Below are 13,549 nucleotides of genomic sequence, written 5' to 3'. Positions count from 1 at the left end.
GAGGGGATTTTCATGGCTGATAAATCGAAGGAAAAAGTATACGCGAAACGACAACAATCGTATAAGTCAGAGAAAGAAAAGATTTTTGAAGAAGCGCACAAGGAAGCTGCCAAGAAACAAATTGTAGATAAGAAAAAAGAAGAAAAAGAATAGTTAAAATGACACCGACTGAGGAGATACTTGCCTACAGTCGGTGTCAATTTTTTTATAATTTGCGTTCAAAAAAGAGGAGAAGTTGGAATAAGGTTGGAAGAAGAGCTAAGAGTGCAAAATCCAAAATATGCACCAAAAACCAACAAAAAAGGTGCAAACCATTGAATTATGCACCAAAAACCAACAAAAAAGGTGCAAACCATTGAATTATGCACCAAAAACCAACAAAAAAGGTGCAAACCATTGAATTATGCACCAAAAACTAACAAAAAAGGTGCAAACCGTTAAACTATGCACCAAAAACTAACAAAAAAGGTGCAAACCGTTAAACTATGCACCAAAAAACAACAAAAAAAGTGCAAACCATTGAATTATGCACCAAAAATCATAAAAAAGGTGCAAACCCACAAAATATGCCCTAAAATTCACGAAAAAATTCAAAACTGCAAAAAAATCATCTCGAACAATAAGAAAAGAGGCATACACGACCATATGCGCCTCTCTAAACTATTTAGTGATTAGGGTAATTCAGTGAAATAGCGGTCTTTTCCTTGGAAAACAACTAAATTTTCTACTTGAAACTCTTGAAGCAACTCACTCATCTCTGGAAATAATAGGCGATAGTCTTCAGCGACATGGGCATCTGAGCCTAGAGTAAACAATTTTCCACCAAGGCTTTGATACAAAGGAATCGCATAACGATAAAGATGGGCATTTTTATAGCGACCAAAACTTTTAGCGTTGACTTCAAAAGCTAATTCTCTTTGAATGACTTTTTTGAAAATAGTAGTTAACTCTTTTTCAAAATTTTCTTCTAATTCCTTTGCAGTGAAATCAAAACGGCGTAAGCCATATTCGAAATGGGTAAGAATGTGTCCATCAGGAAAAGTATCCAAAACTGTAGACATTTGATCAAAATATCCTTTGACCACATCTAATTTATTTTTTTGTAAAACGGCGTCATCCATATAATCAAACGCGCCATTTTGATGAATGCTTAATAATTTTAGGTCATATTCTCGAGTGGATAAATAATCTTGAATCGCTTGCTCTTGTCCAGGAACTACCCCCAACTCAATTCCACGTAAAAATTTCGTCGAATAATTTTCTTCTAGCTCAGCAAGTTTTTTCGAATAGACTTTATAGTCTGGAATATCATCACCAAATCCAGTCCCAGCATTTTGCAAATCTAAATGATCTGTCGCAACAAAATACTCAGGTTGATTAAGCAAATAATTTTCAAATTGTTCATCAGAATCAAATGACAAAAAAGTATGCAGATGTTGATCGTAATATTTCATCAAAGAGCCTCCTAGTTAAAACGCTTTTTATTTAAATTACCACAGTTCAGGGGAAATCGCTAGAAGCATTGGTTAAGTCTATGCTATGATTTTATTGAGGAGGGAAAAAACAATGACAGAAAATTATGTATTAGCAGATGGTTTTGAAATTCCTAAAATTGGTTTTGGCACGTACAAATTAAATGGTTCTCATGGCATAAGAATTATTGAACAGGCCTTATCTACAGGTTATCGTTTAATTGATTCAGCTTTTAATTATGAAAACGAAGGTGCTGTCGGACAGGCGATTAGAAATAGTAGTGTACCGAGAGATCAAATTACGGTGACTTCAAAATTACCCGGTAGACATCATAACTATAAAGAAGCAATTTTAACGATTGAAGAATCGGTTTTGCGTACGGGATTAGACTATATCGATTTATACTTGATTCATTGGCCCAACCCTATTCAAGACAAGTACGTAGAGGCTTGGAATGCATTAATTGATGCTCAAAAATTTGGTCTGATTCGTTCAATAGGAGTAAGTAATTTTCTTCCTGAACACATTGAACGATTGGAGAAAGAAACTGGAATTTTACCAGTGATTAACCAAATTGAGATGCATCCTAATTTCAATCAAAAAGATCAGATTGCTTTTGATGCTTCAAAAAATATTATCACAGAAGCGTGGAGTCCTTTAGGCCGTGCATCAGAAATTTTGAATCATCCGATTATCGGTGGTATTGCCGACCGTTACAATAAGACAATTCCTCAAGTTATTTTGCGTTGGCAAATTCAACAAGGGGTTGTTCCAATTCCTAAAGCATCCAATATTATCCGACAAAAAAATAATCTAGACGTCTTTTCATTTTATCTAACAGACGAAGACATGGGGATTATCAATCAATTAACGAAGGTAGAAGGTCGTTTGCAAAACCAAGATCCTGCCAAATACGAAGAGTTTTAAATATGAAGAAAATAGCAAGCCTAAAACAGAGCTTGTTATTTTTGTCTGTAAAAGGAGATCCATCGGGATTCGGTTCCAGTGTTCGAAAATTTCAAAAAATCGAACGCGAGAAGGCGCCACTGTTCGAAAAAGTGAAAAACTCGAACGCGAGAAGGCGCCACTGTTCGAAAAAGTGAAAAACTCGAACGCGAGAAGGCGCCACCGTTCGAAAAAGTGAAAAACTCGAACGCGAGAAGGCGCCACCGTTCGAAAAAGTGAAAAAATCGAACGCGGGAAAGTTCCACCGTTCGAAAAAGTGAAAAACTCGAACGCGGGAAAGTGCCACTGTTCGAAAAAGTGAAAAACTCGAACGCAAGAAAGCGCCACCGTTCGAAAAAGTGGAGAACTCGAACGCGGGATTACACCACCGTTCGAAAAAACATAAAACCAATACTAAATCCCAATCATTCTATACCAAAAGACATCTTTTCAAAGTTTTAATGGTAATTTCTTCTGAAGTTGAGTATACTCTTCCTAAACTTTACCTTTGAAAGGGAGGTGTTGTTTTGTCAAAAGAGTTAAAAAAAGAAATATCGTTGAGTGGTGCTTTATCCACGGTTATGGGAACGGTAATTGGAGCGGGGGTCTTCTTTAAAGCAGCAGCGGTGGCGTCTCAAACGCAATCAGCGGGTTTGATGTTGTTTGCTTGGTTGCTGGCAGGGATTCTTACTATTTGTGGTGGACTGACGGTTGCTGAGTTAGCGACTGCTATTCCAGAAACTGGGGGACCAATTAAGTATATTGAAGTTGCATATGGCAAATTGCCTTCATTTTTACTTGGTTGGGCGCAAAGTGTGATTTATTTTCCGGCTAACATTGCTGCTTTGAGTATTATTTTTGCCACGCAATTTATTCATTTATTTCATATTGAAGCGCAATGGCTATTACCAATATCGATGATCACAGCATTTAGTGTGACAGGAATTAATTTATTGGGGACTAAGATTGCAGCCAATGTTCAAACGGTTGCTTTGGTTGTTAAATTGATTCCAATATTGGTAATTAGTGTAGCGGGTTTATTCACTCCAGGAACGGTAGAAGTGTCTATTTTAGATTTATCCATTGGTGGGGATCAATCTTGGGCGGCAGGTTTTAGTGGTGCTTTGTTAGCGACGCTCTTTGCTTACGATGGTTGGTTAAATGTAGGAAATGTGGCAGGAGAAATGAAAAATCCAGCCAAAGATTTGCCTAAAGCAATTATTATCGGTTTAAGTTTTGTGACTTTGATTTATTGGATTATCAATTTTGCGTATCTTAAAACATTACCTGTCAATCAAATCGCCGGAAATTTGAATGCTGCTTCTGATGTAGCAGGTATTTTATTTGGAAATATCGGTGGTAGAATTGTAACAGTCGGTATTCTAATTTCCGTTTACGGTGCATTAAATGGATACACGATGACTGGAATTCGCGTACCCTATGCGATGGCCGTCAAAGATGAATTGCCTTTTAGTAAGCAGATGAAAAAATTATCTAAACAGACTACAGTTCCTTATGTCGCTGCTTTGGTACAACTAAGTATTGCTTGTATTATGATGAGTGTGGGAACCTTTGATTTACTGACAGATATGTTAATTTTTGTTATGTGGTTCTTTAGTCTATTAATTTTTGCGGCAGTTATTTTATTAAGAAAACGTCAGCCTGAGTTAAATCGACCGTATAAAGTACCGCTCTATCCAATTATTCCAATATTCGCCATGGTTGGTGGAGGCTTTATTTTGGTGATGACAACAATTACTACGCCATTACTAGTAGTAACAGGGATTGGAATCACAGCAATCGGAATTCCTGTGTTTTATTATCTACAAAGAAAGTAAAAACATCCGAACAAATAGAATGTGCAGCGAAGTCCAATTAGGCTTCAAAACAAAATTCTTTATTGTTCGGATGTTTTTTTGTTCACAGATTAAAAATTCACTGAAATTTTTTTAAGCAACTAAATAATCGTAAAACCACTCGTTAGACGTTGTAGTTTTTCAGAAACATTTTTTAAGTCACTTACATGACCCACAAATTCTTCCATTGTAGCTAGTACTTCTTCGGCATTGGCAGAAACTTCTTGGGTTCCTGCTGCATTCTCTTCTGTTGAAGCAGAGATACTTTCTAGATTTTCTAATACAGTATTTTGAATACCAACAATCCGTTGAGAAGATCTTTCAACTTCTTGAATGCCATTAATCATCGCATTGCTACGTTCTAGTACTTCTTGAGAAGAAATAATCGCTTGATTGATTAATTGTGTTTGTTTTTCGCCACCTTCAAGTGAACGAGAAGCTAAGTCAACCATGTCTGTTGATTGACCTTGAATCGTTGCAATAATTCCTTCGATTTCTTTGGTAGAAGCTTTACTTTGTTCCGCTAACTGACGAATTTCAGAAGCAACAACAGCAAAACCTTTTCCCGATTCGCCAGCACGTGCCGCTTCAATTGAAGCATTTAAGGCTAATAGATTGGTTTGATAAGAAATATCATTGATAACATTAATGATTTGGTTGATATCTTGAATGCTACGGTTCATCGCATTCATATTATTCACTAAGCTATTCATTTGCGAAATTTCTGCTTGCCAAGTGGTATTTACTGCACCCATAATTTCTGTACTTTGTTGATTAATCGCAGTTGATTCTTTGGATTGTTCATTCATATCGGATACATTGTTTGTCAGTTCTTGAACGACATCGGATAATTCATGTAATTGAGAAACACTACGCTCTGTTTCTTGTGCCTGTGTACCCGTCACTTCAGCAATACCAGTAATGGTTTCAGTTACTTCACCTGTTGCTGAGCTTGTTTGGTTAGATAATTCCAACAAAGATTCAGACATGGTTGCAACATGACTACTTTCAGATTGGATGGCAGTTACTAATTCACCAGTTGTTTCAATCATCGCATTGTAGTTTGCAGCTAAACGTTGAATTTCATTACCATGTTCATCTGGGTAAACAGAATTTTTAGCAACAGCATTCACTTTCCAAAAAGCACTTTTCGGTTTTTTACCAGCAATTTTTTCAAATGTTCCGTAACGGATATTATCAAAAGACTGACTGAAAACAGATAACATGTCTCGGATAAAGTTTTTGATGACAAATGAAAAGACAATTGAAAATAGTAGTAATAAAACCGCAACGATTGCTGTAGAGATAAGTGTTGTTCTAATTTCTACGGCAAACTCATTATTAGGAATTGAAGCAAAAGCCCAACTTTGGCTATCCTCAGAGCCTTTATTGAAATAGATACTAGCAATATCATCTTCACCAGAAGCTTCCAAACTAGCTTTGACTTCTGAACTATTTTTCATTTCTAAGAAAAGAGGATTTTCTGCAACGCTAACTCCTACTCGTTCAGGATCGACATCGGCAATAATCATCCCTTCATTGGTAATCAAAGAAACATAACCAGTTCGCCCAACTTTTAAATTTTCTAACACATTGGTGATATTTTGATAGGAAATATCAGCAGTTAGTACACCCATTTCACCTTTGTCATTACGTACTGCTTTTGATAACGTGTTAACAATTTCTTTGGTTTCAAAGTCTTGATAAGGAACAGACCAGACTAATTCACCGCCTGCTTCAATGGCTGCTTTATACCACGGACGAGTACTTGGCTTAAAGTCGGGTGGCAATACATGAGTAGATACATAATGATCATGCTCTGTTGAGAAAGTGATCGACAGTAAGTTTGTATCACCAGCAGTCGCTTGTTTTAACATCGTTTGAATTTCTAGCATATCAAAGTCTCTCTTTAAAGGTGTAAAGTCGCTAATCGCTTCAATTCTGGACTCGGCGTTATGGAGCAGATTCTCTTTTTCAGTAATTACTGCTTGGGTACCACTTTCTTGACTGACTAAATTTCTTTCTGACATCAGATTAGTAATGATACTGAAAGAACTCAGCAGCATAATAAGAACAGGCAACAAAGAAAGAATGACTAGCACACTAACGATAATGGTAGCAATACTTTTTTGTTGATTTTTTATTTTTTTATTTTTTGTTTTCTGTTTCATATAGCTCCTCGTTTCATAAAATAATACGCGCCATGAATAGACGACAAGATAAACTATCGGCTGTTCTTTTACAAAACTAAAGGAAGTTCTGAGAATTTTTATTTTTTGAGTCACACTTTTGAGTCAAAAAATAGAGAAATTTTCAATATATGCTTCCATAAATTATCTCAACACCATAAGTAAGCTTCAACCTATTTGAGCAGTCTTTTTCGCAGGATTCGATTTGAGGAAAAGTTTAGGGTTGCCTAAAAAAAGTAAAGCGAGTATAATGCAATTAAATATAAAATTAGGTGAGCCTAAAAATAAAGACGGACAAGGAGGAGTGTACATGTTAACCTTTGAAAATATTTCAGCCAGTTATAATGGCGTAACGGCGATTTCAGAAGTTTCTTTTACTATTGAAAACCCAGCGATTGTTGGTATTATCGGGCCGAATGGGGCAGGTAAGTCAACCTTAATCAAAGCAGCCTTAAATTTAATTCCATCGACAGGAGAGGTGAAGATTAATCAGCAACCTTTAGCAAGTCATCAAAAAAATATTGCCTATGTCGAACAAAAATCAGCGATTGACCATACTTTTCCAATTACAGTGAGAGAATGTGTGTCATTAGGACTTTATCCTAAGAAAAAAATCTTTCAACGACTAACCAAAGGGGATTGGGCAAAAGTCGATCAAGCTTTAGATGTGGTTCAGATGTTAGGGTTTAAAGAACGACAAATTGGCGAATTATCTGGAGGACAATTCCAACGAGTATTAATTGCTCGAACCTTAGTTCAAGAAGCCCAATACATTTTCTTAGATGAACCTTTTGTTGGAATTGATACAACCAGTGAAAGTATCATCATGGAATTATTAGAAAATATGCGCGACGAAGGCAAAATGATTTTTATCGTGCATCACGATTTAAGCAAAGTTCGAGAATATTTTGATGAACTAGTTATTTTAAATCACCATTTAATTGTACAAGGAAAAACGGCAGATGTTTTTAATGAACAAAATGTAGTGGAAGCCTTTGGTGAAAGTATCTTTGTGAAGGGAGGACATTCAAATGCTAAGTAACTTTATTGACGGTTTAGTGAATTATCACTTTTTGCAGAATGCTTTAATTACCTCAGTGGCGATTGGGATGGTTGCCGGAGTGATTGGTTGTTTTATTATTCTAAGAGGAATGTCTTTGATGGGGGATGCAATTTCCCATGCGGTTCTTCCAGGAGTCGCACTTTCTTATATTTTAGGCATTAACTTTTTTATCGGAGCGATTATTTTTGGTTTACTGGCATCAGTATTAATCACTTATATTTCTCAAAATAGTGTCATTAAAAGTGATACAGCGATTGGTATTACCTTCAGTTCCTTCCTAGCTTTGGGAGTTATTTTAATCGGGGTTGCAAATAGTTCTACGGATTTGTTTCATATTCTATTTGGGAATGTGTTAGCGGTTCAAGATATTGACAAGTGGATTACCCTTATCATCACCGCAGTAGTATTAGTAACGATTGTCATTTTTTTCCGTCCGTTGTTGATTACTTCCTTTGATCCCATGATGGCCAAAGCGTATGGCATGAAAGTTGAAGTCTATCATTATTTATTAATGGGACTGTTAACCTTAGTTGCTGTGACAGCGATGCAAAGTGTGGGAACGATTTTAATTGTAGCCATGTTAGTCACACCAGCAGCCACTGCTTATTTATTTACAAAACGTTTAAGTCATATGATGATTTTATCTTCTATTTTAGGCGGATTATCTTCAGTGATTGGTTTGTTTGTGGGGTATAGCTTTAATATCGCTGCCGGCTCAAGTATTGTTTTAACCGCTGCGTTAATGTTTGTTTTAGGCTTTTTGCTTTCTCCTAAACAACGAGCAAAATTTGGTAATAAAAACTGGGGAATTGCGGCAGGTTTATTAGCCTTAGTGACAGGAGGAATTTTCTTTTATTCTAGCAGTCATCAAGAACAGACAGACGAAAAACTAAATGTAGTCGTCACGAACTCTATTTTAAAAGATATCACTGAAAATATTGCCGGAGATGAAATCAATCTTCACAGCATTGTGCCAGTTGGACGAGATCCTCATGAGTATGATCCCTTACCAGAAGATATCCAAAAAGCGACAGATGCAGATGTACTTTTTTACAATGGCTTAAATTTGGAAACCGGTGGCAATGCTTGGTTTACTAAATTAATGAGTAATGCCAATAAAGTAGATAATCAAGATTATTTTGCAGTCAGTGACGGGGTGGAAATTCTTTATCTTGAAGGCGAAGAAGCAGGAAAAGAAGACCCACATGCTTGGTTAAATCTAGAAAATGGCATGATTTATGCCCAAAATATTGCTCAACAACTAATTGCTAAAGATCCTGATCATGCACAAATCTATCAAGAAAACTTAGAGGAATATTTGGACTTACTAAACGAATTGGATCAAGAAGCAAAAGAAAAATTTGCTTCGATCCCAGAAGCTCAAAAACTAATTGTAACAAGTGAAGGAAGCTTTAAGTATTTCTCCAAAGCCTATGATATTCCTTCTGCTTACATTTGGGAAATTAATACCGAAGAAGAGGGAACACCTCTACAAATTCGTTTATTAGTGGATCAACTAAAAGCTTCTGAAGTTAAAGCGTTGTTTGTCGAAAGCAGCATCAATCCTCGTCCTATGCAAAGTGTAGCTAGAGACTCAGGCATTCCGATTTATGCCGAAATCTTTACTGATTCTGTGGCTGAATCAGGTAATGACGGTGATAGCTATTACGCCATGATGAAATGGAATTTAGATAAGATTTATGAAGGGTTAACGCAATAAAAAATAGACGAAGAAATTGCTGAGTGATTACTCGACAGTTTCTTCGTCTTCTTTTGCTAAATGATAATAAGTAATTTCTGGGGGAACTCTAAATCTCATTGGAATGACGGTTGTTCCAATCCCACTGCTAACTGAAAGTAACGTTTTTTTCGTTAAAAGATACAATCCTCTTTGGAATTTAATCGCTCCAGGATGTTTGTAACGAACAAAAGGCAAGCGAACTTGTCTTCCATGACTGTGACCAGCTAAAATTAAATCATAATCGACTACATGCTCCACATTTTGGACACTGTCTGGTTCGTGAATCAACATTATATGCCACTCTGCTAAAGTTCTCTCAAAAGTAAACTCAGGTTTTCCTTTTAAACAATCATCCACACCTGAAATAGTCACCGAAATGTTTTCGTTGGCACCAAAAACTTGTTCATTTTTCAACAAAGTAAAGCCAGCTTCTTTTAAGACTGCTGCCACAAAAAATTCGCCGTCAGAACGATAATCATGATTGCCTAAAATAGCGATTTTCCCCATGGGTGCTGGCAATCGTTTTAATTTATCAATCAGGGCTTTTGTTTGACGTGTGGGCCAATTCTTGTAATCATCAATCAAATCTCCAGTAAAAACAATAATATCAGGGGAGTTACGCAAAATGGAGCGAATCACATTATTAAAACGTCTTGGTTTATAGAAGCGTGAAAAATGAGTATCACTGATATGGGCGATGGTAATGTTGGTCTGTTTTTCATAAAGGTCATAAGCCTTTGAGATGTCTAGGACACTTTGTTTATTTTTTTGAATCAGATAATGTCGTTTTTTTAATCGGTAAGGTTCAATCCAAAGCATGTAGACAAGTAAGGCGATACCTAGGAATACCGTTCCTAAAAGTATATAAATCAATGAAACAGCCTCCTTTATTCTACTTAAAAATGCCTATCTCTAGAATAGATTATTGTAGCTAAAAAAGCAATCGAACATATTGTTAATTTTTCGAAAAAAAACAGTTTAAAGTCTATTAAACAACTTTAAACAGTGGGGAAGAATTTATTTTTTTCTAAACTTTTTTGGCTTTCTTTTCACAGGGATCAATGCTAATAAACAGTCATAAGGTAGACTTAAAATCGACCAAGCCAGACCTTTACTTGAAGGTTGCTCCCAATAAACTTTTTGAAAAAGAAAGTGTAGGACAAGTAAACCGATCCCTGTTAGTAAAATCATTAACCAGCCTCGGTCAAAGAATGCAAACTGTCGTAAAGCAACCAATGTTACTGGATATAGATAAAAGAAACCAGCGGCTAAGCCAAAACGCCAATTTCGAGTTATTTGATAGAGGTGAATAAAGAAAAACAAGGCAGATAATACGATTCCTAATGGAGGAAAGAGCCCCACTAAAAAGGTATAGAGAACACCGTATAAAATCATTGCCGGTCCTTTAACTAAAGCTGCTACTAAAATGAAAGCGACGATCAGTAATAATTGCTGAGAAAAACTAGCGATGGTTAATCCACCAAATAATGCTAATAAAAACCAATGACTAAACGTGTTTGTTTGATTTTTATTAGATTGTCGTTGTTTGTGACGAATCCATTCAGCCATCTCGGGAAAGTCGTTTTTGAAGTTATTTTGCTTTTTTGTTTTTGTATAAAATTGATATTGTAAACGCAATCGATTCATCTGCAACACTCCGTTCTTTCTTTATAGTATAAGTAAGAATGCGTTGAAATGTATCCAACCAAAGTCCGATGTTTCTATCAGACTTTGGTTGAGGAGTAAGCTGAGAAACTATGAATTACTCTAATTTTTTATCTTAATCAGAGTTTGAACGTCAGTAGCCGAAGAGAATCTGCTAAGAGGCTCGCGACGGTCTCGCACGACCAGTGAAACTTTCGGAGTTTTGTTCTGGCAGTATTTAATTTTCTTATTTGTTTGAAAGAAAAAAGTTTTCCTCGTTTATGATTTATCAAAAATGTGCTATTGTAGACAATGGAAAAGTGTGAGCAAGCTAACCAAGGATTAGCTATCATACTAGAGCAAGAGGAAAGAATTTAAGAATAAATCGAGGAGACAGCTATGATTTTTGATTCACACACACATTTGAATGCAGAACAATTTAATGAAGATATTCCCGAAACAATTGCCCGTGCCAAAGAACTAGGAGTTTCTGAAATGGCGGTTGTGGGTTTTGATTACCCAACAATCAAAAAATCTTTGGAACTAAGTGAAGCCCATGACTTTATTTATAGTATTATTGGTTGGCATCCGACTGAAGCAGGTAGTTTTGACCAAGCAGCGGAAGAATTTTTACTTGAACGTTTAACTTTGCCAAAAGTGGTTGCTCTTGGTGAAATCGGTTTGGATTATTATTGGATGGAAGATCCCAAAGATGTGCAAGAAAAAGTTTTCCGCCGTCAAATCGCGATCGCTAAAGAACATCACTTGCCGATTAGCATTCACATGCGAGATGCTATTGAAGATACTTACCGCATTTTAAAAGAGGAAGATGTCCGAGAAATTGGAGGCATCATGCATAGTTTTAGTGGCGATGCCGAATGGGCGAAAAAATTCTTAGATTTAGGCATGCACATTTCATTTAGTGGGGTCGTGACCTTTAAGAAAGCTTTAGAAGTACAAGAAGCTGCTGGAATTGTCCCGCTAGATCGTTTATTAGTAGAAACCGATGCCCCTTATTTAGCACCAGTTCCCTATCGAGGTAAACGAAATGAACCAGGTTATACTCGTTATGTCGTAGAAAAAATTGCCGAATTACGAGAAATGTCTGTGGAAGAACTTGCGAAACAAACCACTCAAAATGCCCATAAATTATTTGGTTTAAGCTATGAATAAACCAACTATCGAAGAAATTATCGTCGTTGAAGGAAAAGACGACACTCGTCGTATTCAAGAAGTGGTGAACGCAGATACCATCGAAACCATTGGCTCGGCTATTAATGAGACGATTTTAGATCAGATTGAACACGCCCAAGAAACACGAGGAGTCATTATTTTTACAGATCCAGATTTTTCTGGAGAAAAAATTCGCAAAACAATTATGGAAGTAGTACCGGATGCCAAGCATGCTTTTTTACCAAGAAGTCAAGCTCAAGGCAAGCGCAAAGGAGCAAGTTTGGGTGTAGAACATGCTAGCGATGAAGCAATTATGGAAGCTTTAAAAAAAGTGGTCACCCCTATTACAGGTGAGGCGGCAACAGAAATTTCCCGTCAATTATTGATTGAATTGGGACTTGTAGCCGGATCTTTAGCCAAAGAACGCCGAGAAAAACTTGGGGATGAATTAAGAATTGGCTACACCAACGGCAAACAACTGGCGAAACGCTTAAAAATGTTTCGCATCACAGAAGCAGAGTTACTAGAAGCAATGAAAAAAATGGAGGAAGAAATTTGAAAGACAATCGCGATATAGCTGTCCCATCAAGAACTAGAGAAATCCTAGCCAAGCATGGATTTACCTTTAAAAAAAGCTTGGGACAAAACTTCTTAACAGAGCCAAATATTTTACGAAAAATTGTAGAGACGGCAGAAATTACAGAAGAAACGAATGTTATTGAAGTGGGACCAGGAATCGGTGCATTAACCGAGCACTTAGCAAGAAGTGCTAAACAAGTCTTAGCTTTTGAAATTGACGATCGTTTAATTCCTGTTTTAGAAGATACCTTGCAAGATTATCCCAACGTTACGGTGGTTCATCAAGATGTTTTACAAGCCAATTTAAATCAAGTGACTTCAGATAATTTTAGAAAAGAATTACCTATCAAAGTAGTAGCAAATTTACCTTACTACATTACGACACCAATTATGATGCACTTTTTAGAATCAGATTTACCTGTAGCGGAAATGGTTGTCATGATGCAAAAAGAAGTGGCTGACCGAATTTCAGCGAAGCCCGGAACCAAAGCTTATGGCTCATTATCCATTGCTGTTCAATATTATATGGAAGCCAAATTAGCTTTCATCGTTCCTAAAACTGTTTTTGTTCCGCAACCCAATGTGGATTCAGCCATTTTAAAACTGACTCGCCGAGCAACACCAGCCGTCAGCGTAACAGATGAAAAAGAATTCTTTAAATTAACCAAATCAGCTTTCCAATTAAGAAGAAAAACCCTTTGGAATAACCTCCAAAATACTTACGGCAAAGACGATGCAACAAAACAATGGCTAAAATCTAGCTTAGAAGCTGCCGCTATCGAACCTTCAAGAAGAGGGGAGACCTTATCCTTAGCAGAATTTGCAGCATTAAGTAATGAAATGCAAGCCAGAAAAAGTAACTAAATATTTTTACGTTAGTAAAACC

At 36.6% G+C, this 13,549-nt stretch carries 12 protein-coding genes; 8 read left to right on the top strand and 4 right to left on the bottom strand.

What is annotated here, in order from left to right:
- Positions 1-12 precede the first annotated feature (12 nt).
- A complete protein-coding gene (locus AC4BBX_RS06220; protein ID WP_490455571.1) occupies positions 13-153 on the top strand; it encodes a hypothetical protein in 141 nt (46 codons plus the stop codon).
- A 518-nt stretch (positions 154-671) separates the two neighbouring features.
- Here AC4BBX_RS06220 and AC4BBX_RS06215 read toward each other — a convergent pair.
- Positions 672-1,454, bottom strand: a complete 783-nt coding sequence (locus AC4BBX_RS06215) for a PHP domain-containing protein (protein ID WP_490455570.1) — start codon at positions 1,452-1,454, stop codon at positions 672-674.
- Positions 1,455-1,566: 112 nt separating this feature from the next.
- Between AC4BBX_RS06215 and AC4BBX_RS06210 the strand changes: the two genes are divergently transcribed.
- Both AC4BBX_RS06210 and AC4BBX_RS06205 read left to right on the top strand, forming a co-directional pair.
- A complete protein-coding gene (locus tag AC4BBX_RS06210) occupies positions 1,567-2,400 on the top strand; it encodes an aldo/keto reductase (RefSeq protein ID WP_490455569.1) in 834 nt (277 codons plus the stop codon).
- Between the two features lie 545 nt (positions 2,401-2,945).
- A complete protein-coding gene (locus AC4BBX_RS06205; protein WP_490455568.1) occupies positions 2,946-4,256 on the top strand; it encodes an APC family permease in 1,311 nt (436 codons plus the stop codon).
- Positions 4,257-4,375: 119 nt separating this feature from the next.
- Here the strand turns inward: AC4BBX_RS06205 and AC4BBX_RS06200 are convergent, their stop codons facing one another.
- Entirely contained in the window at positions 4,376-6,445 is a 2,070-nt protein-coding gene (locus tag AC4BBX_RS06200; RefSeq protein WP_490455567.1) for a methyl-accepting chemotaxis protein, read from the bottom strand.
- A 328-nt stretch (positions 6,446-6,773) separates the two neighbouring features.
- Here AC4BBX_RS06200 and AC4BBX_RS06195 point away from each other — a divergent pair, with 328 nt between their 5' ends.
- Positions 6,774-7,505, top strand: coding sequence for a metal ABC transporter ATP-binding protein (locus AC4BBX_RS06195; RefSeq protein ID WP_490455566.1), 732 nt, complete (start codon positions 6,774-6,776; stop codon positions 7,503-7,505).
- Positions 7,495-9,246 (top strand): metal ABC transporter permease subunit, encoded by a 1,752-nt coding sequence (locus AC4BBX_RS06190; protein WP_490455565.1) that lies wholly within the window; start codon positions 7,495-7,497, stop codon positions 9,244-9,246. The genes AC4BBX_RS06195 and AC4BBX_RS06190 overlap by 11 nt, the downstream gene beginning before the upstream one ends.
- A 27-nt stretch (positions 9,247-9,273) precedes the next feature.
- Here AC4BBX_RS06190 and AC4BBX_RS06185 read toward each other — a convergent pair whose 3' ends face one another.
- Positions 9,274-10,137, bottom strand: coding sequence for a metallophosphoesterase (locus AC4BBX_RS06185; protein WP_490455774.1), 864 nt, complete (start codon positions 10,135-10,137; stop codon positions 9,274-9,276).
- 147 nt (positions 10,138-10,284) lie between these two features.
- The gene (locus AC4BBX_RS06180; RefSeq protein WP_490455564.1) at positions 10,285-10,914 is read right to left on the bottom strand and encodes a hypothetical protein; all 630 of its coding nucleotides are present in this window, start codon (positions 10,912-10,914) and stop codon (positions 10,285-10,287) included.
- A gap of 396 nt (positions 10,915-11,310) precedes the next feature.
- Here AC4BBX_RS06180 and AC4BBX_RS06175 point away from each other — a divergent pair, with 396 nt between their 5' ends.
- The 3 genes from AC4BBX_RS06175 to rsmA are packed head-to-tail and all read left to right on the top strand — an operon-like array spanning position 11,311 to position 13,527.
- Positions 11,311-12,084: a TatD family hydrolase gene (locus AC4BBX_RS06175; RefSeq protein WP_490455563.1), complete on the top strand. Its 774-nt coding sequence runs from the start codon at positions 11,311-11,313 to the stop codon at positions 12,082-12,084.
- A complete protein-coding gene (gene rnmV / locus AC4BBX_RS06170; protein ID WP_490455562.1) occupies positions 12,077-12,643 on the top strand; it encodes a ribonuclease M5 in 567 nt (188 codons plus the stop codon). Before AC4BBX_RS06175 ends, rnmV begins: the two co-directional genes overlap by 8 nt.
- The gene (gene rsmA, locus AC4BBX_RS06165) at positions 12,640-13,527 is read left to right on the top strand and encodes a 16S rRNA (adenine(1518)-N(6)/adenine(1519)-N(6))-dimethyltransferase RsmA (protein ID WP_490455561.1); all 888 of its coding nucleotides are present in this window, start codon (positions 12,640-12,642) and stop codon (positions 13,525-13,527) included. Before rnmV ends, rsmA begins: the two co-directional genes overlap by 4 nt.
- Positions 13,528-13,549 lie beyond the last annotated feature (22 nt).

It is taken from the genome of Enterococcus sp. AMC1157 (assembly GCF_058216555.1).
Note: the sequence above shows the minus strand (reverse complement) of the source record. Positions and strands in the feature narration are given on the sequence as shown.